This window comes from Amycolatopsis sp. cmx-11-12, from assembly GCF_046269425.1.
Classification (GTDB): domain Bacteria; phylum Actinomycetota; class Actinomycetes; order Mycobacteriales; family Pseudonocardiaceae; genus Amycolatopsis.
Map to the genome: position 1 here is coordinate 54,530 of NZ_JADNQM010000042.1, position 19,757 is coordinate 74,286.

A 19,757-nucleotide genomic window follows, 5' to 3' on the forward strand; every position below is an offset into this window, starting at 1 on the left:
TACAAGTGATGCACCAAGGCATCACCTGGGGAAACCGTTAAGGATTCACAATGCCACAGCGCGCTCTCGCCCTCGCCGTGCTCTGCGCCGTCTCACTGATGGTCGTCCTCGACGGCTCGATCGTCGCCGTCGCGCTGCCCGCGATCCAGAACGACCTCGGCTTCACGCCGTCCACCCTGGCCTGGGTGGTCAACGCCTACCTGATCGCGTTCGCCGGGCTGCTCCTGTTGTCCGGCAGGCTGGGCGACCTGATCGGCCGGAAACGGGTCTTCCTCGCCGGACTCGGCGTGTTCACCCTCGCCTCGCTGCTGTGCGGGATCGCGCAGGACCAAACCCAGCTCGTCGTGTTCCGGTTCTTGCAAGGCGCGGGCGGCGCGCTCGCCTCGGCCGTCGTACTCGGCATGATCACCACGCTCTACCCGGAACCGCGGGCGCGGGCGAAGGCCATCGGCGTCTACAGCTTCACCCAGGCCGCCGGTGCGTCGATCGGGCTCATCGCGGGCGGCACGCTCACCCAGCTGCTCGACTGGCACTGGACGTTCTACATCAACCTGCCGATCGGCGCGGTCGCGCTGGTGCTGGCGGTCCGGCTGCTCACGGACGATCGAGGGCCCGGACTGCGCGGCGGCACCGACGTCACCGGTGCGGGTCTGGTCACCGGTGGGCTGATGCTGCTGGTGTACACGATCGTCAAGGCCGAGGAGTACACCTGGGCCGACGCCCGCACACTCGGGCTGCTCGCGGTGTCGCTGCTGCTGCTCGCCGGATTCGTGCTCCGGCAGGCCAAAGCGCGAAACCCGTTGCTGCCGCTGAGGATCTTCCGCAGCCGGGTGGTGTCCGGCGCGAACACGGTGATGGTCCTGATGGTCGCCGGACTGTTCGGCTTCCAGTTCATCACCGCGCTCTATCTCCAGCGGGTGCTCCTGCTCGACGCGCTGGGCACGGGGTTCGCCTTCCTGCCCGCGCCGGTCTCGATCGCGGTGATGTCGCTGGTCTTCGCGGAGAAGCTGAACCACCGTTTCGGGGCGCGGACGGTGCTCGTCACCGGGCTTTCGATGGTCGCGCTGGCACTCGGTTTCCTCACCACCGTCGAGGCGGACGGGAACTACACGACGGACGTCCTGCCCGCGCTCGTCCTGATGGGCGTCGGGTTCGGCGCGGCGATGCCCGCGCTGATGGGTCAGGCGATGTCGGGTGCCGCGCCCGCCGATGCCGGAGTGGCTTCCGGACTGATCAACACCACGCAACAGATCGGCGCCGCTGTCGGTACGGCGGTGCTCGCGACGGCGGCGGCGTCCCACACCGGGTCACTGCTGGCCGAAGGCACGGCGATGCCCGAAGCGCTGGCTGGCGGCTACCGGACCGCGTACGCGTTGAGTGCCGGACTACTCGCTCTCGCCGTCTTCGTCGCGGCCGTGGCGCTGCGCGAAAGGAAGGCTCAGGAGGTGATCGTCGCGTAGGCCCATTCGGAGACCTCGCCGCCGAGGCGCACCTCGGCGGCGCCTCCGGGCCTCCAGACCCCGCTGCCGCCGAACGCGGCCATGCCGCCGGTCTTGCCGGAATACTGGGAGAGCACCACCCACATCCCGTACCCGGCCGCGACGCCGACCTGGTCGAGCAGCCGCTGTTCCTGGCCTTCGCTGAAAAGCGCGCTGAGGACGTAGACTTCGGCGCCGGCTTCGGCAAGTTCCCTCGGGTGGTCCGGGTTGGCGGCGTCAAGGCAGGTCGCGAGGCCGAGCCGCTTGCCGCCGACGTCGATGATCACCTGCCGCTCCCCGGCGTCGAACAGCTCCTCCTCGGTGTTGTGGAGATTGCGTTTCGCATACGTGGCAACAGTTTCACCGGCGGGACCGAGGACGAGCGAACCGATGAACCGCCGTCCGCCCTCCAAGAGCGGGAGCCCGATGACGGCGTGGACACCGCCTGCGCGGCAAGCTTCCCGAAGTGGTTCGAGACGCGGATCGTCCGGCGCGAGCCAGAGTCCCGGATCGGCGGCGAGCGCCTCGATCTCCAAGCCGGTCAGGGAAAGTTCGGGGAAGACACAGAGGTCGGCGTCCGCGATCCGGAGCAGCCTCGCGTGTTCGGCGATGTTCGCGGAAAGATCCGCCGGGACGGTGAACGGCTGCACGGTGGCGACACGCATGGCGGGAGCCTAACCCGCCGAAGCTCCCAGATACCCCTGTAATCCGTGTTGCCCCCGTCGCATCATCAGCGCGTGGTTGATCCGGAACACCGGCCTGGCGATGCGGTCGAGCTTGCGCAGCAAAGGTTTCCGCGCCTCGACCTCCTGCGTGATCTCCAGCCGCGTCCCGCCGTCCGCAGGGGTCAGTGAGCCCGCCAGCGTCCCTTCGAGATCGCCGGTGAGCAGGACCCGCACCCGGCCCTCGCCCTCGTCCTGCCGGACACGATGCATGCGCACCGTCAGCGCGTACGGCAACCTCGACCGGCAGACGAGCTCGGCGGTGTCCTCGTCGACCTGGCTGACCGAGCGGACGTCACGCCACCACAGCGGATACGCGGCGAGGTCTACGACGGCGTCGAAAACGGCCTTGGGCGAGGCGGGAAGCACCCACGTGTCGCGGAAGCGGTACCAACCGCCTCCGCGACCCGCGTGCGAACCCGTCATACCCGCGCCGACACCAGGTTCCGGCCGTCCATGGTCACGACGTCGACCGAGGCCACGTCGTTCGGAGCGACCAGTGCCGAACCGTCGATCCCGGTGCCCTCCTTCTCGCCCTTCGCCGAAACCAGCCAGCTGCCCGCGTTGACCCGCTCGCCGCTCTTGGTCACCACGACGAGCTGACACTTCTCACCTTCACGAACACCTTCGGCCTTCGCGTGGAGCCGGACCCAGCCCACCGCCGGGACGACCCGGACCGCCAGCTGCGCGCCCGTGTCCCGGTCGGTGGCCGCGAGATCGCGGGTGCCCGCCACCGGGGCGGTCGCCGTCGGCACCGGCAAGGCCACTGTCGACGGTTCGGGCGACGTCTGCCGTCCGACCAGCACGCCCGCGCCCAGCGCCACGACGACCAGCACGGCGGCTCCGGCGATCGCGAGGAACCGGCGAGGCTTCGCCTGCTCCTGGGTGCTTTCTTCGTCGCGGACCTGACGCAGCGTGCGCTGCAAAAGCAGGTCGCCTCCCTCGGGAGGTCCTTCGAGGAACGCCTCCGGCGGCACCTCGTCGAGGTGATACCGCAGCTCGCTCAGCTCGCGTACCTCACGACGGCACGTGGGGCAGTTCGCCAGATGCGTCTCGTACGTGGCCGCTTCCGTCGGGGTGAGCCCGCCGAGGACGTAGGCGGCGAGCTGGCCCTGGTCATGTCCCACCGCACTCATCGCGCTACCTCCTTCCCGGTTCCCGACATCACGGCTCTGAGCGCCCGTAACGCGTAATAAGATCTCGACTTAACGGTACCCGGGGCGACGCCGAGTGATCTCGCCGCTTCGGCCACCGTCCGGCCCCGGTAGTAGATCTCCACCAGGACGTCACGATGTTCCGTGGACAGGCCGTCCATCGCTCCGAGCACGGCCATGGAATCCACGACGCTCTGCGCGTGGTCCTTCGACACCGCCGGGGTGGGCACGCCTTCCTCGGGCTCCGCCACTTCCGGCGGACGCGCCGCCCTGGCCCGCGCGCGGTCGGTGATGATGTTCCGGGCGACCGTGAGCAGCCAGCCCCGCACCGATCCCTTCGCGTCGTTCTCCAGGTCTTCGGCATGCTTCCAGGCCCGGACCAAGGTCTCCTGCACGACGTCCTCCGCGGCCGCGCGGTCCCCGGTCAGCCTCGTCGCGTACGCCAGCAGGCTTCGCCCGTGTTCGGCGTACAAGTGCCGGACCAAGTCCTCGCCTTTGGCCTTTTTGGGCCGCCAGCCTCCGATCGCCACTCGTGTCCTCCCGACGGTCTTCTGGGTCGGCGAGGACAGTACTGCAACCCGCAGGGGCAAAGTGGATCGTTCGGCACGCGCCGCGATCGAACTGTGCATCGGCACCGGCCTCTCCTCGGTACTCCATGGCCGCCTCCTCTTGCCTCCCACACGGACGGCACCGCGGAGCGGTTCAACCGGGTCTTGTCGATCACTGGACGCGCTCGTATGCTGACGCCTCCGGACTCCGCCGCCTGATTCCCGGGAGGGTCGAGGCGTGCCAAGGAAACTCGCGGCCGTGCTGCTGGCGGTCGCTTTCATGTCGGGCTGCGGTGCGGAACCCGGTTTCACCGCGACACTGACGGACCCGGTGAACGTCACCCTGAGCTGGCCCGACGACGATCCGAACGTCGCGGGGCGGGTCGTCGAATACACCACCGATCCGCACGGGGACTACACGATCCTGCAGTTCGTGCCGCCGCGGCAGACGACCTACCGGCATCCGGACCTGATCCCGGAAACGCGGTTCTACTACCGGATCCGGCCTTTCTACGGTGCCGTGTCGGACGATGTCACGGTCTCCGGTTCTGTGGTGTCCGGCTCGGGACCGGCGGTCTCGCTCCGCACAGGCGGCCAGGCGGCGGCTCCCGCATCGTTCCGGGCGGAGCCCGCCGCGGAGGAGATGGTGCGATTCAGCTGGGCCGACCGCTCCAGCGACGAGGACGGTTTCCTCGTGGAGATCAGGAAACCCGGCGCCCCCGACTTCGTGCCGATCGAGATGTCGGATCCGGGGACGACGTCGGCCGGGCTCGCTTCGATGCCGGGCGAAGAGGGCGCCTCGTACCGGCTGCGCGCCTTCTACTACGGGACCGCTTCGCCGGTTGTGGACCGGACGACGGGGAAGCCCACGGAATAGCCCCCGGATGTTATGAAAGGTCCGTTCATAACAAATTCTGTTATGAACGGACCTTTCATAACACGCTCAGGACTACTTGAGGACGGTCTTCAGGAACTCACCGGTGTAGCTCTCCTCGACCGAAGCGACGTACTCCGGCGTGCCCTCCGCGATCACGGTGCCGCCACCGGAACCGCCCTCGGGACCCATGTCGATGATCCAGTCCGAGGTCTTGATGACGTCGAGGTTGTGCTCGATGACGATCACCGTGTTGCCCTTGTCCACCAGCCCGTTGATCACGCCGATCAGCTTGCTGATGTCCTCGAAGTGCAGACCGGTGGTCGGCTCGTCGAGGATGTAGACCGTCTTGCCGGTGGACCGCTTCTGCAACTCGCTGGCGAGCTTCACGCGCTGCGCCTCACCGCCCGACAGCGTCGGCGCGGGCTGCCCGAGCCGGACGTAGCCGAGGCCGACGTCGACGAGGGTGGCCAGGTGCCGGTGGATCGCCTTGATCGGCTCGAAGAACTCGGCCGCCTCCTCGATCGGCATGTTCAGCACGTCGGAGACGGTCTTGCCCTTGTAGTGCACCTCGAGGGTTTCCCGGTTGTACCGGTCGCCCTTGCACACCTCGCAGGGGACATAGACGTCCGGCAGGAAGTTCATCTCGATCTTGATCGTGCCGTCACCGGCGCAGGCCTCGCACCGGCCGCCCTTGACGTTGAAGGAGAACCGGCCCTGCTGGTAGCCGCGCACCTTCGCCTCGGTGGTCGCGGCGAACAGCTTGCGCACGTGGTCCCAGACGCCGGTGTAGGTGGCCGGGTTGGACCGCGGGGTGCGGCCGATCGGCGACTGGTCGACGCGGACCAGCTTGTCGACGCCTGCCAGACCGTTGACGCGCGTGTGCCGCCCCGGCACCTGGCGGGCGCCGTTGAGCTTGTTCGCCAGCACGGTCGCGAGGATGTCGTTGACCAGCGTGGACTTCCCGGAACCCGAGACACCGGTGACCGACACCAGGCAGCCGAGCGGGAACGACACGTCGAGGCCGCGCAGGTTGTGCTCGCGGGCGCCGACGACGGTCAGCTGACGCTTCTTGTCGATCGGGCGCCGAATCGCCGGGACCTCGATCTTGCTGCGGCCCGACAGGTAGGCGCCGGTGATCGATTCCTTGTTCTTGAGGATCTTCTTGTACGGTCCACTGTGGACGATGTGGCCACCGTGCTCCCCCGCGCCGGGGCCGATGTCGACCACCCAGTCGCTGGAGCGGATGGTGTCCTCGTCGTGCTCGACGACGATCAGCGTGTTGCCGAGGTCTCGTAGCCGGACCAGCGTCTCGATCAGCCGGTGGTTGTCCCGCTGGTGCAGCCCGATCGACGGCTCGTCCAGCACGTACAGCACGCCGACCAGGCCGGAGCCGATCTGCGTGGCGAGCCGGATGCGCTGCGCCTCGCCACCGGACAGCGTCCCGGAGGCGCGGTCGAGCGAGAGGTAGTTCAGCCCGACGTCGAGGAGGAAGCGCAGCCGCGCCTGGATCTCCTTGAGCACCGCGCCGGCGATCACCGTCTCGCGTTTGCCGAGTTCCAGTTCGTCGAGGAACTGCGACGCCTCGGCGATCGAGAGGGCGCAGACCTCGGCGATCGACCGGTCGCCCTGCGTCTTGTGCTCGAGGGTGACCGCGAGGATCTCCGGCTTGAGCCGCGTGCCCTGACAGGCCGGGCACGGCACCTCGCGCATGTAGCCCTCGTACCGCTCGCGCATGTACTCGGACTCTGTCTGCTCCTGGCGCCGCTCGAGGAACGGGATGACACCCTCGAAGCTCGCATAATACGAACGCTGGCGGCCGTACCGGTTCTTGTAGCGAACGTGGACCTGGTCGTCGACGCCGTGCAGGACGGCCTTCTGGACCTTCGCCGGCAGCTTGCGCCACGGCGTGTCCATCCGGAAACCGACGGTCTCCGAAAGCGACTCGAGCAGCCGGATGAAGTAGTCCGCGCTCTGGCCACCGGCCCACGGCGCGATGGCGCCCTCGCCGAGGGAAAGCTCGTCGTCCGGGACCACGAGCTCCGGGTCGACCTCCTTGCGGACGCCGATACCGGTGCATTCGGGGCAGGCGCCGTAGGGCGCGTTGAACGAGAACGACCGCGGCTCGAGGTCCTCGATCGCCAGCGGGTGGCCGTTGGGGCAGGCCAGGTTCTCCGAGAAGCCGCGGATGCGGTGCGCGTCGTTCTCCGGCAGGTCGACGAACTCCAGCTCGATCAGGCCGTCGGCCAGCCGGAGCGCCGTCTCGACCGAGTCGGTGAGCCGCTGCCGTGAGCTCGTCTTCACCGAGAGCCTGTCGATGATGACGGCGATCTGGTGCTTTTCCTGCTTCTTCAGCTTCGGCGGGTCGGTGAGCGGGTGGATCGTCCCGTCGACCACGACACGCGCGTAGCCCTGCTGCTGGAGGTTCTCGAAGAGGTCGAGGTACTCCCCCTTGCGCCCGCGTACGACCGGCGCGAGCACCTGGAAGCGAGTGCCCTCCTCCATGGCGAGCACCTGGTCGACGATCTGCTGCGGGGTCTGCTTGCTGATCGCCTCGCCGCACTGCGGGCAGTGCGCCTTGCCGGCGCGGGCGTAGAGCAGACGCAGGTAGTCGTAGACCTCGGTGATGGTGCCCACGGTCGAACGCGGGTTGCGCGAGGTGGATTTCTGGTCGATCGACACCGCGGGCGACAGGCCCTCGATGAAGTCGACGTCCGGCTTGTCCATCTGGCCGAGGAACTGGCGCGCGTACGCCGACAGCGACTCGACGTAACGGCGCTGCCCCTCGGCGAAGATGGTGTCGAAGGCGAGGCTCGACTTCCCGGACCCGGACAGACCGGTGAACACGATCAGGCTGTCGCGGGGCAGGTCGAGATCCACGCCGCGGAGGTTGTGCTCGCGGGCGCCGCGAACAACGAGGCGATCAGCCACGCCAGGGTCCCTTCAGGTTTCATTCTCAGCTGCGGTCGCCGTCCCGGTCGATAGCTGCACGGGCGGCCGCGTCCATGCTACGAGGCACCACCGACAGAAACTGGTTCCGAGTCCTTGACCTGCGGTTTTCCAGGCTTTTCGCGTCGATCCCGGCGAGCGGTGAGCCACCGGTGGACCGGCCGTTCCACGCCTGCGGTGATCGCCCAGCCCCCCAGCACGGCGGCGGCCAGCACGATGGGGAGACGCAGCCAGCCGGGGACTCCGACGTTCAGCAGGGCACGGGCCAGGATGTATCCGAGTTCCTGGTGCACCAGATAAAGACCATACGAGATGCCCGCGAGCCAGGTGACAACCGGGGCGACCCGGGCGAGACCGGGGAACCGCCAGTCCGGTCCCCGCGCCGCGAGGCAGACGGCCAGCAGCATGATCGCGAAACCGATGAGCGAAGGCCAGCGCTCGGGATCGTTGGGCAGGGCCTGGTGGAACGGGAAGACTTGCAGGTCCTGCGCGGCGCAGGCGGCGAGCAGGAAGAGCGCGAGATGCCAGTGCGCCAGCCGTCGTTTCGCCCACAGCCAGATCGCGATCCCGATGGCGAAGACGTGCACTCGGTGCAGGCCGAGACCGTAGAAGAAGGTCTCCACGAGCTTCGGCGTCGAAACCGGGTCGAACACGACGAACCGGAGGAAGAGCGGGACCAGGATCAGCGCCCAGAGCAGCCCGACGGTCAGCCGATGGGTACGCCACCGGCGTGGCCACAGCAGGGCCGCGGCGGTGAACGCGATGAGCTGGACCGGCAGCGTCCAGTAGGCGCCGTCGAGGTAGTAGAAGAGCTCGTAGCGCCAGCCCCATTCCTGGACCATGCCCAGGTTGGCGAGCAGGTCGGAGCCGGTGGGGACGTACCACGGCGACGGGTCGGCGGGCGGCCCCTGCGGGATGCCGAACAGGAATCCGGTGAGGCCGGGCGGGAACGGCAGGCCGCTGAACCGGATCGTCGCGTACCGGGCGACGACGTAGGTGACGATCACCGCGACCAGATACGCGGGCACCAGCCGCGCGACCCGGTTCCACAGCCACCGTCGAGGTTCACCCTTTCGAAGACTCGCGCACACGAAGAAGGCGGAAATCACCAAAAGGATGGCCGCGCCGAACTGAGCGGTGACCCGAAAGGGGTACCCCGCCAGTTCCGGGTGCAGGAGTGCACCCTGATGAGTGATGTGCCCGAGCACGACCGCGAAGACGGCGACCACCCGGAGTAGATCCCAACTGATCCGGCGCGGACTGCGCGTTCCGGTCGGCGGCGAAGGGTCGGGCACGGGAGTCCTGTGGCTCGGCTGGCTGGGCGACGCGAGCCTACGTCCCATGCCTGTGCGTCGCCTGTGCGGGTGGAACCGATTGCAGGGGAACGACTACCGTGTGCGTTGTGAACATCGTCGAGACCTACACCGGGCATGTCGAGCCCGGCGGTGACGCCGCCCGCCGCACCCTGGACGCGCTCACCATCACGAAGCTGTCGGTCGGTCCGATAGACAACAACGCGTATCTGCTCGTCTGCCGCGCCGAGAACGAGGCGCTGCTGATCGACGCCGCGAACGACCCGGAACGGATCTCCGACCTCATCGGCCACGGCCCCGACCGCCCCGCGCTCAAGACGGTCGTGACCACCCACCAGCACCAGGACCACTGGCAAGCCCTCGGCGCCGTCGCCGGCGCCAACGGCTCGAACACCGCCGCCCACCCCCTGGACGCCGAGCCGCTGCCGATCCCGCCGGACTTCCTCGTCGAGCACGGCGACACGGTCAAGGTCGGACAGGTCACCCTCGAAGTGATCCACCTGCGCGGCCACACCCCCGGCTCGATCGCCCTGCTCTACCGCGACCCGGCCGGACACCCGCACCTGTTCACCGGCGACTCACTGTTCCCAGGCGGCGTCGGCAAGACGAACTCGCCGGAGGACTTCAAGTCCCTGGTCGACGACGTCTCGTCGCGTCTGTTTGACCAGCTGCCGGACGAGACGTGGTTCTACCCGGGGCACGGGGACGACTCGACGCTGGGTGAGCAGCGACCGCACGTGGCGGAGTGGCGCGAACGCGGCTGGTGAGCTGACAGCGTTTCAGGACGGGGCTGCCTACACAATAGGTGGCCCTGTTTCGCTGTAGAGCCGCTAAATGGGGTCTGGGCAGGCTGGATGGCTCGGAAGCTTGCCGACCCGGAGCGCGCCGGAGCGCATCCCCTCGATTTCACTCGTTTGACCGCGGCGGAGGGTTCTTTCAAGCGGTTCACCAGGCGCGCCAGCCGACCGGCACGAAGCCAGATGATGTCCGGCCGGGGATCAGGCGGTCCAGGACGTCACCATGCTGCCAAAGGTCAGCTCCGACTATATGCCTGGAGTGATCGACGCCTTCAACGAGCGGGGAGGGGTCGACGCGCTGAACTCACGTTGGAACGGGGACGAGACGGTCGTTGAGGCAATCCACGAACGGATCTGTCTTATCGTCGGGCTGGCTGCGATATCAGCGCGGCTTGGCGGACACCTTCCGGACGAACAACTCCCCTGGCCAGAAAGTGTCTCCCAGAATCAGCTGGTCGAAAAGCACGCAGACGGTTCCGGGTGTGTCTTCGGAGTCCCAGACGGCTGACACGCTCCGGCCGCGTTCGTTCCCGTAACGGCTCAGCCAGTAGATCCTGTCGCCCGGCCTGAGCTTGGAGGCCGATACCAACTCCCGGTTCGCTGACCTTCGAGTACTCGGTTGTCCAACCCGCGCGCCGAAACCGTATTCCCCGGTCGGCCGGGGGCATCGCCAAACGATCCGGAACTGCTCGTCGATCGGCAGCGCAGGTGGACCCACACGTACTTCTTTGACCAGGTAGAACGTGACGATCCGACGCGCCTTTTCCGACATCTCGCGCCACGGTTTCGAGAGCGCCTCGGCATCCGCGCCCAACTCCTTGGCGACAGCAATCAGATCGTGGTCGGCCGTGGCTTCAGTGCGGAACTTCTGGATCGACCGGGTCAAGACGTCGGGTTCGATCCGAAGATGGTGTTCAACTCGTCTGGCCACGTAGTTGTCACGTGCGTCGATGTTGGTGTGAAGCGGCGGATCGTCAGCGGCGGGTTTGCGAGCCCACTGAGCCGCGTCGAAGCAGGCCGCCAACCACTGCGCCTCGGCCGTGTCCAATATCGTGTCCGCCACTACGGACATGCCGGGAAGCAGATCTGGTCGTCCGTTGGGGTGGAAATGTTCAGGGCCAATGTGCTCCGGATACCAGTCGAGGTCGCTGTGGAGCAGGGTTGCGAATCCCTCGCCCCTGCGCTGCCAGAAGATCAGATCCTCGCCGAACACGTTCACATAGTGCTGCACGATGTCCGATGGCCCGAACTCGACGCCTGCCATCTCGCCCAACTGGGCCTGGATGATCCGGTTGCCCCGATAGCGGCTCAGGTAGCGTCTGACCTCGGCGACGAAGTCCGCAATGGATTCGTCGTCCAACTTCTGATCCGGGCTGATGGTGATCGTCTTAAGCACCTCGCCCTTGCGCCGCGCCGCCAGGAGTTGCTTGGTGGCATTGGCCCAGTAGAGGCCGTCGGTGTCCGGGTCGTGCACAACGCAGAGCACCGGGATGTTGCCGTCGGCCCAGGTGCCGCCGTGGTCACCGACCGGCACGGCGTACCAGTCGGCCCTGCGCCACGAACGGCCACCTTTAACCTGGATCTTGACCAGGTCGCCGGTGACCTCACCCTCCTCGGTGAACGTGACGTGTTGGTCCTCGCCGAAGTCGTTCTGGCCGTCCACTTCCTGAACGATGTGATCGTGTCGCTCCAGAAGCGCCCGCAGCGCGTTGACCGCCGCACGGCTCGGTCTGCGAGCGTCAGGCACCTTCGGCAATGGACCCTCCAGATCATGGCGCACGGCAGCCGAGCAGTTGGTCCCGCGACTGATTGGACACAGTCAGAGAATAGTGGCCAGTGGCTCATTTCAGTACTTCGACCGGACGAGTTCGGCCAGGTATGGATCCGTTACTCGGTAAAGATTGCGTGACACGCTAGCTCGCTGGCCACAGATCAGCACACCGCGGCCCGACCGAAACGCGACTGGTGACCGTCGAGAGTCGTAATGAACAGCCGGGTCGTTCGAGAAGCCGCGAGGCCCCGTTCGGCAACGGGACGGGGTTGATCGGCTACCCAACACTTGGCCAATTGCACTCACGCGATTTCTTCGCGTCTGTAACACCGCATCATTGACTCACGACCTATCCGTACCACCACAGCCGAGGTGATCATCAGACAGCAAGCAAGGGGTATGCCATGACAGATTATCGAATCGTGTGCACCGATCAAACCGGATGCACGACCGGCGGCCACATCACGGCAGTCGGAACAGGAGCAGATGCAAACTCCGCGAGCCAACGGTTCACCGTTCAGCAAGTCTACAACCTCATGAACAATGGAAACACGTTTCACACCTACGGCGCAGGCCGACGAGCCGACGTTCACAAATGGGACTGCGCATGCGGTGTCGGCACATTGCGATCAAGTGCGGACTCCACCACGGCGAACAACCTGGACAACCTTAGAATCTGCACCTGGAAGTAACTCCACCAGCTCTATACCGACATTCCAGCGCCAGCGCCCCGGCACCGTGGACCTTGAAGATTTCCGGAGACCAACTCGACGATTGGGCCTGAGGTGGTTCAGATGGCGACGACCTCGACCATGCTGTCCAGTCCTTTGAAGTCATCTTCGTTGCGAGTGTAGAGCGGCAACTCTCGCGAAGACGCGATGGCGGCGATCATCAGGTCCATCCGACGGGGCCGTGGATCGCGGTTGGCCGCGAGAACCAGCGCCACCAACGTCCCGTATCGGGCTGCCGCATCACCGTCGAACGGCAACGGAGCGAAGTCGACGATGGCGGCACCGAGTTTCTCGGTGCGTGCCGCACGCACGGCCGCGCCTTTGGCCATCGCCACGCCCTGATGCAATTCGGCCATCGTGATCGCAGTGAGCTCCGGCACGCGAGGCAAAGCCGAGGCATCGAGGAGACCGAGGTCAATGTAGGTACAGGTGTCCAAAACACCCGTCCCGTGACGCTCAGCCACGGCGTCGCTCCCACACATCGTCGGCATCCACGCGGTCCTCAGTGCCGAAGAACTCATCGGCTTCCTGCTGCATCTGGGCCGCATCGACTCGCGGCAACCCTCGGTGCCGCTGAACCAGTTCTTCGGCGGTCAGGCGGCGTCTGCGCGAAAGAGGACGCAGTTCAGCCACCTCGACACCGTTACGAGTGACGTGGTAGGTCTCGCCAGCCTCGACAGCATCCATGACGGCAGCAGAGTTGTTACGAAACTCGCGCTGAGTGATCACCTTCACGAGACCAGTGTAGCCAAGCGTAGCTCGTCGAGCTACCTCACCTAGCGGGTTCCTCGGCAAACCATTCCCGCGACGCAGTTGGCTCGCACCTCCCTCAGTTCGTACCCCGGCTGATGACTAGTGGCTCCAAACCTCCCGCTGCCCGGTACCGCAGTGAGTGGTCGTCGCCGTGGAGCTGGTCGGGACTACTGCCAGCGCTTTCGGTGGGCGAGCCTGACCGAAGAGTTCCATCAGCCGGTCGAGGCGGAATTCGTCTTCCTGGTCCTGCGTTTCGCAGTCTGAACCAGCTGGCTAATGACACGTATCCCTCGGCCGACCCCCACCATCGCTTGACACCCTGACGGTGAACCATCAAAGATCTCCACGACAACTGAATCCAAAAGTCAGCGCCATGGTGATAGGTGGGTGCGCTGTCGTGTTCGTGCACGTCACGAACACGACCGACCCACCAAGGAGATATAAGTGTCCCACCACCATTTCGACATCGATGTTGTCGTGGTCGGCACCGGTATGGCCGGTCTCGTGTGCGCGCATCGGCTGCGCCGGCACGGGGTTGACGTCGTTGCCCTTGAAGCCTGTCACCAAGCCGGCGGTCGTACGGTCGGCGTCGAGATCGACGGCGAGGGCGCCGACCTCGGCGGTCAGTTCATCGGACCGGGCCAGGACCGGGTCTACGCGCTGGCCGCGGAACTCGGCGTGGCTACTTTCCCGACGTACACGGCGGGCGCGAACGTGCTCGAGACCGAGACCGGACGGTTGCTGCGGTTTCGCGGCATGGCACCGAAACTCGGCCTGCTGACGCTGCTCGACGTCGCGCGAGCGCGGTTTCGCCTCGACCGGCTCGCCCGTACGGTCGACACCGAAACACCGTGGCACAGCCCGAACGCGAGCGCGCTCGACGGGCAGACCCTGCGGTCCTGGATCGACCGCACAGTACGGACCCGAAGCGGGCGCCGGTTTCTTACCCTTGCCTGCCAAGCCATCTGGGCCTGTGAACCCAGCGAACTGTCGCTGTTGCACGCGCTGTTCTACATCAAGGCCGCGGGCAGCCTGTCGGCGCTGACCGACTTCGAAGGCGGCGCGCAACAGGACCGGTTGGACGGCGGGGCGCACGGACTCGCCGGTAAACTCGCCGCCGGGCTGGGGGCGGCTCTGCGGCTGAACGCACCGGTACGGCGAATCGAGCGCGACGATTCCGGTGTCACGGTGACCGTCGACGACGGGACCGCGCTGAGGGCCAAGCATGTGGTGGTCGCGGCCGCTCCGGCGCTCGCCGCCCGGATCGACTACCACCCGCCGCTACCGGCGGCCCGCGACAACCTGTCGCAGCGACTGCCCATGGGAAGCGTGATCAAATACATCGCCACCTACCCGGAACCGTTCTGGCGGACAGCAGGCCTCAGCGGCGCCGCTCTCAGCCTGCGCGGGCCGATCGCCTTGACGGCCGACAGCAGCCCGCGATCCGGCAATCGCGGCGTCCTGATCGGCTTCGTCAACGGCGCGACCGCGCGAGACCTCGCCACTCGCTCCCCCGCCGACCGCCGGACAGCCTTCCTCGACGCGCTGACCCGGCTGTTCGGTCCGCAGGCCGGCACGCCCGTGACGCTCGTCGAGCGAAACTGGAACGAGGAGCCGTTCACCCGGGGCGCCTACTCGGCGGTGTTCCCTCCGGGCGCCTGGACCCAGCTCGGCCCCGCGCTCCGTGCTCCCGTCGGCCGAATCCACTGGGCCGGAGCTGAAACCTCGCCCCGCTGGTACGGCTACATCGACGGCGCGGTGCGATCAGGTGAGACCGCCGCGGACGCGGTCGCACAGGACATCCACCCATCACGATAGCGAATGTTTCGGCCTTTCTTTGACTATCCCGACAACATTTGCGCACACCGGTATTTTTACCGCCCATTTTTTATCCGGGCACGGCTAGGCCACATGCCGGTTTCACTGGTCGCTTTGGTGGAAGCAATTCCCGAAGTGTTTGCATTACTGTTCCGAAGGCAGGGGCTGGCAGCACATCGCAAGCTGCCACATCGGGATTGGGGAGTCATCATGATGAGGAATCGTATGGCCGGTCACCGAAGATCGACTTGGTCGCTGATGGCGGCTCTTGTCGTGTTCGCCGGCGCGATGACGGGGACCGCGCAGGCCACCACGCTCGGACCGGTGGATCTCGGGACGTTGCCCGGCGACGACGACAGTACGGTCCTGGCGGTCAATGAGGCCGGGGTGATGGTGGGGCTGTCGCTGGCGGGCCCGAACCCGAAGCGCAGCCTTCCGGTTCGCTGGGACGCCAACGGCCAGATCATGGCGCTGCCTACACCGGGCGCCACCGAGGGGCAGGTGCGTGACGTCAACAGTCACGGGGTTTCCGCCGGCTATGTGCTGACTCCGACCGCCGCCATACCGACGCGGTGGGACGCCGACGGCACCGCGACCACGTTGCAGCTCGCGCCCGGCTATCACAACGCCACCGCGTGGGCGATCAGCGACACCGGGGTCGTCGTCGGGAACTGGTCGACGCCGGACAACCAGTACCACGCCTTCCGCTGGGACCCGGACGGCCAGGCCACCGACCTGGGCGCGCTGCCCGGCGAAACCTGGAGCATGGTCGACGGCATCTCCGACGACGGCAGTGTCATCGTCGGCAGCGCCACCCGCGCCGGAGCGGGCCATGCCGTGCGATGGGTGGACGGCGGGCCGATCACCGAACTGGCACCACTGAGCTGGAGCAGCGGGGCGCACGTGATCAACAAGCACGGTGTGATCGCGGGAAGTAAGCGCGAAGCCAGTAGCGGACCCACTGTCCCGGCGACCTGGGATCAGAACGGCACGATTCACCCCATGGCATGGACCAGCCCGCATCCGGTCTGGATCTACCACATCGGTTCCACCGGCTACGTGGTCGGTTCCGGCTACGCCAACCCCCCTCGCCGGCAAGCGGTGCTTTGGGACCCTGCCGGAAATCTCACCGTCCTGCCCGACGACAACCTCGGCGCCGACGCCGAAGCGGTCGACGCGTCCGGCACCGCCGTGGGCACTTTCCAGAGTCAGGCGACAGCCTGGTTCCGGAACGGGGAACGCAGGCAGCTCGGCAAACTGCCCGGCGGTAACCGCAGCCAGGCCTACCGGATCACCGACGGCGGCCGCGTCGTCGGAACCGCTTCCACCGCCACCGGGAAATCCCACGCGGTGTACTGGACACTCGACTAGACAGTGATCCCCGGCGGCGCTGGTCGAGTTACCACTCGACCAGCGCTCAGCCGACTCGCGTTTCCGCTTTCGGCGATCAGTAACGATAGGGCGAAGAACACAACCTGACACCCTAATCAGGCGTCCTCCCGGCAACCCACCACTCCGGCAGGAGGTCATGGACATGACCATCACCGTACGACGCGCACTCGCCGCCACCGTGCTCATGCTGGCAGGCACTGTCACCACGGCCGCACCGGCTTCCGTTGCGGCACAGACGATCCCCACGATGACGGGGATCCGGACCGGTCAGAACCCCGGCTTCGACCGGGTCGTGCTCGACCTGACCGCGGGCCCGGCCCCGGCGGTCAGGTACGACCTCGTCGACGAATTGATCGCCGACGGCTCGGGCGAGATCGTCTGGCTGACCGGGGAATACTTCATCGCGGTGACCGCGACGCCCGCCGCCGCGCACAACGATGCCGGAAACCCGACCTATCCCGGTCCGCAGAAGTTCCGGACCCGCGCTCTGCGCAACGTCATGGCGGTCGCGGTCACCGGCGATTACGAAGGCGTTCTGTCCATCGGTCTCGGCGTCCGATCCAGGACACCTGTCACGGTGTTCACCCTGACTTCTCCCAACCGTGTGGTCATCGATGTAGGTCATTGATCACGAGCGGGAATCCGTGAATCCTTTTCGGATTCCCGCGGTGAAAATCCCGGTACGCCCCAAGAGGCAACTTTTCGGGAAACAAGGTATCTGCCGCCCGGCACCGCGTTCCTTCCTTCCGTCAGCATCATCGCCGCTGCGAAGGAGAACCTCATGCCGACCCCACGCAATCCCGACACCCCGTCCTTGGGCCCGGGTGGCGACAATCTCGAAGCGGGCCCGGACAGTGCCGGTCTCGGAAGTTTCTCGAACAGTGAAATCGGCGAACTGGTCACCCAGGCCGCCGAGACCATGGCCGCCTCCGGCGAGGACGCCGAACGCAATTACCAGCGGAGCCTCGACCGGCTTCGCGAGCGCGCGGACGAAGTCGTCCCCGCGCTCGGTGCGCAGTACGACGCCCTGTACGAGGACCAGTACCTGGAACGCTGGGGGCTGGTCCAGCTGCTCACCGACCTGCGGCACCCGGCGGCCGTTTCCGTACTCGAAAACGTGCTGCGCCAGCCGATCCCGCCGGAACGTTCCGACGACCCGGCACACGGGATCAGCACCGTCGGCGAAGAGGTGCTCATCCGCACCACTGCCGTGGAAGCATTGGCACGCCTGGCATCCGCCGGGGACAGTGCGGCCGGGGAGCTGCTGCTGCGGCAGATCCGGCACGAGGTGTTCACGGTGCGGCGTGCGGCGGTCCAGGCCATCGCCGAGACCGGCGACACCGACCTCACCGCCCAGGTGCGTGAAGCACTCAGCGGGACCGAGGACGAGCGGCTGCTGAACATCCGCCGGGTCGACGTCCGCGGTGTCCCGCAGGCCGTCGGCGGCCGGTATGTGAAGGACACCCGGTCCGACGACGTCCCACCGCCCGAGCCCCCGCGCTCCTGAACCACGACGAATTCCTTCTACGGACAGGTGATCTCCGATGGCCACTTGCAGTTACACAGTGCCGGACAAGAACGTGACCGGGGACAATTTCTACGGTGCCTCGATCTGCAATCAGACCTATATCGACTATTTCTGGAACACCTACGGCTTCTCTGGCAACAAGGAATACTGGGACGACGGCTTCGGCTGGGAAGACGCGTGCAACACGGACAAGCCGCTGGCGCGGACGTTCAACGCGTGCTACCTGCTGACCTATTCGGCGCAGGACTACGAGAACGACGCCTATTCCGGGGCGATGCTGAACTGGGCACGCCGTTACGTCCGGGACAACTGCGACGACCTGCGCTCGCTTTGCGGCGACGGCAGTGCCAACGCCACGTCCTTCACCGGGCCGTTCACCGACGACCGGATCGAGTTGTATCTGGGTTTCTGGTACTCCAAGGACGTTCCCGGCCGCGCCGAGACGTTGATCCACGAGTCCCGGCACCAGGGCGGGAAGCCGCACAACGCGAACTTCCCGGCGGGTTCGGTGTTCGGCGCCGGCAAGAGCGGCGCCGACTCCAACTGGGGTTACGAAGGGGCGTGGATGTACGGCGCGCTGTACCTGTGGTGGTTCTACGCCCAGGGCGCCCGTACGACGTCGGCGCTGCGTGAACGAGCCCGTCAGCGCGGGAACCTCGTGATCGACAACGCCTTCGCGACCCACCCCGGTTTCAACATCTGAGCGGGGTGACCGGACTCCGGGCGGCGCCCGCCCGGAGTCCCGCCCGGGGCCGAGATCCGCTAGCGTTTCTGCCACGAGCCTTTGAACGGGCTCGTTACTGGGAGGAACACTTCGGAATGCGTTCATTACGAAGGTCTGTCTTCGCTGCCCTCTTCGCGGTCACCGCGCTCGTGGGCACCGCTCTACCCGCTACCGCGGTGGAGGACCACAAGGCGGTGAACCTGCCGCTGACGGGATTCACCGACATCCTTGTCGATCCAGGCCGGGGGCACCTTTTCGTCAGCAACCGCGCCGACAACGCGGTCGTCGTCACCGACCTCTCCGGCACCGTGGTGCGCAAGATCGACAATCAGCCCGGCGCCTCGGGCCTCGCGCTCAGCACCGACGGCGGCACGCTGTTCGTCGCGCTTTCCCGCGGTGGCGCGATTTCGGCGATCGACACGCTCACCCTCGAGGAAACCGCCCGGCACCAGGTCGGCGAGGGCGTGCTCTGCCCGAAAGAACTGGCCGTCTCCGGGAACAAGATCTACTTCGGGTACGCCTGCTACACCGGTGACGCCAACTTCGGCAGCGCGACCATCGGCTCCACGTTCAGCGACGTCCGCCTGGGCCTCCTGGGCTCCAACGAGTACGGCGCGCCACTGCTGGCCACGTCACCGGGGCGCCCGGACCTGATCGCGACGACCGTCACGGGTGTTTCGCCGTCCACGGCCCGGATCTTCCGTGACACCGGTGCCGGACTGGTCGAGCAGGCCTCCGACTGGGTCGGCGAGTACGTGGAGGACATCGAACTGTCCAACGATGGCGCGTACTTCCACTCCGTGGGTGGCGGTTCTCCCTACGACGTGCGGGTCTACACGACGGAAGGCCTGGTGCCGCAAGCCGGTTACGAGACCGACGCCTTCCCGAACTCCATCGCCGTCAGCCGGGACGCGAACGTCCTGGCAGGCGGGGTCGACATCACTTTCGGCCCGGCCGTGTACATCTTCCGCGACGGGAACCACACCCCGAGCCGCCTGTACGACTTCACCCGGCTGGCGACGGACAAGACACAGCTCGCTCCCGGAGGTCTCGCCTGGGGTCCCGGCGGCGAGCACCTCTACGCGGTGACGATCGACAGCTTCACCGCAGGAGCCACGCTGAACGTCCTGCGCGGCTGACTCCGTCCCTGACCCGAAGGCCCCTCACCCTTGCGGCGAGGGGCCTTCGCTCATTAAACCTCGGAT

19 protein-coding genes are annotated in these 19,757 nt (G+C 66.7%); 10 read left to right on the forward strand and 9 right to left on the reverse strand.

The window, feature by feature from the left end; genetic code table 11:
* Positions 1-50: 50 nt before the first annotated feature.
* Positions 51-1,460, forward strand: a complete 1,410-nt coding sequence (locus ACLARN_RS37505) for an MFS transporter (RefSeq protein ID WP_409496225.1) — start codon at positions 51-53, stop codon at positions 1,458-1,460.
* Here the strand turns inward: ACLARN_RS37505 and ACLARN_RS37510 are convergent.
* From ACLARN_RS37510 to ACLARN_RS37525, 4 genes are read right to left on the reverse strand one after another with little or no spacing between them, the layout of a single operon-like run.
* On the reverse strand, positions 1,439-2,143 hold the full coding sequence (locus tag ACLARN_RS37510; protein ID WP_409496226.1) for a carbon-nitrogen hydrolase family protein: 705 nt from the start codon (positions 2,141-2,143) through the stop codon (positions 1,439-1,441). The two genes, ACLARN_RS37505 and ACLARN_RS37510, sit on opposite strands and share 22 nt — an antisense overlap.
* 9 nt (positions 2,144-2,152) lie before the next feature.
* Positions 2,153-2,626, reverse strand: a complete 474-nt coding sequence (locus tag ACLARN_RS37515) for an SRPBCC family protein (protein ID WP_409496227.1) — start codon at positions 2,624-2,626, stop codon at positions 2,153-2,155.
* Positions 2,623-3,336, reverse strand: a complete 714-nt coding sequence (locus ACLARN_RS37520; protein WP_409496228.1) for an anti-sigma factor family protein — start codon at positions 3,334-3,336, stop codon at positions 2,623-2,625. The genes ACLARN_RS37515 and ACLARN_RS37520 overlap by 4 nt, the downstream gene beginning before the upstream one ends.
* Entirely contained in the window at positions 3,333-3,884 is a 552-nt protein-coding gene (locus tag ACLARN_RS37525; RefSeq protein ID WP_409496251.1) for a sigma-70 family RNA polymerase sigma factor, read from the reverse strand. The genes ACLARN_RS37520 and ACLARN_RS37525 overlap by 4 nt, the downstream gene beginning before the upstream one ends.
* A gap of 256 nt (positions 3,885-4,140) precedes the next feature.
* On the opposite strand from ACLARN_RS37525, the gene ACLARN_RS37530 reads away from it, so the two are divergent.
* On the forward strand, positions 4,141-4,779 hold the full coding sequence (locus tag ACLARN_RS37530; protein WP_409496229.1) for a fibronectin type III domain-containing protein: 639 nt from the start codon (positions 4,141-4,143) through the stop codon (positions 4,777-4,779).
* A 72-nt stretch (positions 4,780-4,851) separates the two neighbouring features.
* Here the strand turns inward: ACLARN_RS37530 and uvrA are convergent, their stop codons facing one another.
* Complete coding sequence (gene uvrA, locus ACLARN_RS37535) at positions 4,852-7,707, reverse strand: excinuclease ABC subunit UvrA (RefSeq protein ID WP_409496230.1); 2,856 nt, start codon at positions 7,705-7,707, stop codon at positions 4,852-4,854.
* Positions 7,708-7,784: 77 nt separating this feature from the next.
* Entirely contained in the window at positions 7,785-9,020 is a 1,236-nt protein-coding gene (locus ACLARN_RS37540) for an acyltransferase family protein (protein WP_409496231.1), read from the reverse strand.
* A 107-nt stretch (positions 9,021-9,127) separates the two neighbouring features.
* Between ACLARN_RS37540 and ACLARN_RS37545 the strand changes: the two genes are divergently transcribed.
* A complete protein-coding gene (locus ACLARN_RS37545; protein WP_409496232.1) occupies positions 9,128-9,805 on the forward strand; it encodes an MBL fold metallo-hydrolase in 678 nt (225 codons plus the stop codon).
* 412 nt (positions 9,806-10,217) lie between these two features.
* On the opposite strand, the gene ACLARN_RS37550 is transcribed toward ACLARN_RS37545, so the two are convergent.
* A complete protein-coding gene (locus ACLARN_RS37550) occupies positions 10,218-11,582 on the reverse strand; it encodes a DUF4365 domain-containing protein (RefSeq protein ID WP_409496233.1) in 1,365 nt (454 codons plus the stop codon).
* A gap of 428 nt (positions 11,583-12,010) precedes the next feature.
* Between ACLARN_RS37550 and ACLARN_RS37555 the strand changes: the two genes are divergently transcribed.
* Positions 12,011-12,298: a DUF3892 domain-containing protein gene (locus ACLARN_RS37555; protein WP_409496234.1), complete on the forward strand. Its 288-nt coding sequence runs from the start codon at positions 12,011-12,013 to the stop codon at positions 12,296-12,298.
* Between the two features lie 98 nt (positions 12,299-12,396).
* Here ACLARN_RS37555 and ACLARN_RS37560 read toward each other — a convergent pair whose 3' ends face one another.
* The gene (locus ACLARN_RS37560; RefSeq protein ID WP_409496235.1) at positions 12,397-12,801 is read right to left on the reverse strand and encodes a type II toxin-antitoxin system VapC family toxin; all 405 of its coding nucleotides are present in this window, start codon (positions 12,799-12,801) and stop codon (positions 12,397-12,399) included.
* Positions 12,794-13,072 (reverse strand): type II toxin-antitoxin system Phd/YefM family antitoxin, encoded by a 279-nt coding sequence (locus tag ACLARN_RS37565; RefSeq protein WP_409496236.1) that lies wholly within the window; start codon positions 13,070-13,072, stop codon positions 12,794-12,796. Before ACLARN_RS37565 ends, ACLARN_RS37560 begins: the two co-directional genes overlap by 8 nt.
* A gap of 462 nt (positions 13,073-13,534) precedes the next feature.
* Between ACLARN_RS37565 and ACLARN_RS37570 the strand changes: the two genes are divergently transcribed.
* From ACLARN_RS37570 to ACLARN_RS37595, 6 genes are all read left to right on the forward strand, one after another.
* Positions 13,535-14,908 (forward strand): flavin monoamine oxidase family protein, encoded by a 1,374-nt coding sequence (locus tag ACLARN_RS37570; protein WP_409496237.1) that lies wholly within the window; start codon positions 13,535-13,537, stop codon positions 14,906-14,908.
* Between the two features lie 210 nt (positions 14,909-15,118).
* Positions 15,119-16,279 carry an HAF repeat-containing protein gene (locus ACLARN_RS37575; protein WP_409496238.1) on the forward strand — a complete coding sequence of 387 codons (1,161 nt, stop codon included), beginning with the start codon at positions 15,119-15,121 and terminating at the stop codon, positions 16,277-16,279.
* Between the two features lie 163 nt (positions 16,280-16,442).
* Positions 16,443-16,928 carry a hypothetical protein gene (locus ACLARN_RS37580; protein WP_409496239.1) on the forward strand — a complete coding sequence of 162 codons (486 nt, stop codon included), beginning with the start codon at positions 16,443-16,445 and terminating at the stop codon, positions 16,926-16,928.
* Positions 16,929-17,081: 153 nt separating this feature from the next.
* Positions 17,082-17,807, forward strand: a complete 726-nt coding sequence (locus ACLARN_RS37585) for a HEAT repeat domain-containing protein (RefSeq protein WP_409496240.1) — start codon at positions 17,082-17,084, stop codon at positions 17,805-17,807.
* Positions 17,808-17,844: 37 nt separating this feature from the next.
* Complete coding sequence (locus tag ACLARN_RS37590) at positions 17,845-18,531, forward strand: hypothetical protein (protein WP_409496241.1); 687 nt, start codon at positions 17,845-17,847, stop codon at positions 18,529-18,531.
* 116 nt (positions 18,532-18,647) lie between these two features.
* Positions 18,648-19,691, forward strand: a complete 1,044-nt coding sequence (locus ACLARN_RS37595; protein WP_409496242.1) for a YncE family protein — start codon at positions 18,648-18,650, stop codon at positions 19,689-19,691.
* Positions 19,692-19,757: the final 66 nt, after the last annotated feature.

Coding starts and splice junctions, on each gene's coding strand:
- ACLARN_RS37505 (WP_409496225.1), top strand. CDS start 51: ATGCCACAGCGCGCTCTCGCCCTCGCCGTGCTCTGCGCCGTCTCACTG.
- ACLARN_RS37510 (WP_409496226.1), bottom strand. CDS start 2,143: ATGCGTGTCGCCACCGTGCAGCCGTTCACCGTCCCGGCGGATCTTTCC.
- ACLARN_RS37515 (WP_409496227.1), bottom strand. CDS start 2,626: ATGACGGGTTCGCACGCGGGTCGCGGAGGCGGTTGGTACCGCTTCCGC.
- ACLARN_RS37520 (WP_409496228.1), bottom strand. CDS start 3,336: ATGAGTGCGGTGGGACATGACCAGGGCCAGCTCGCCGCCTACGTCCTC.
- ACLARN_RS37555 (WP_409496234.1), top strand. CDS start 12,011: ATGACAGATTATCGAATCGTGTGCACCGATCAAACCGGATGCACGACC.
- ACLARN_RS37575 (WP_409496238.1), top strand. CDS start 15,119: ATGATGAGGAATCGTATGGCCGGTCACCGAAGATCGACTTGGTCGCTG.
- ACLARN_RS37580 (WP_409496239.1), top strand. CDS start 16,443: ATGACCATCACCGTACGACGCGCACTCGCCGCCACCGTGCTCATGCTG.
- ACLARN_RS37585 (WP_409496240.1), top strand. CDS start 17,082: ATGCCGACCCCACGCAATCCCGACACCCCGTCCTTGGGCCCGGGTGGC.
- ACLARN_RS37590 (WP_409496241.1), top strand. CDS start 17,845: ATGGCCACTTGCAGTTACACAGTGCCGGACAAGAACGTGACCGGGGAC.
- ACLARN_RS37595 (WP_409496242.1), top strand. CDS start 18,648: ATGCGTTCATTACGAAGGTCTGTCTTCGCTGCCCTCTTCGCGGTCACC.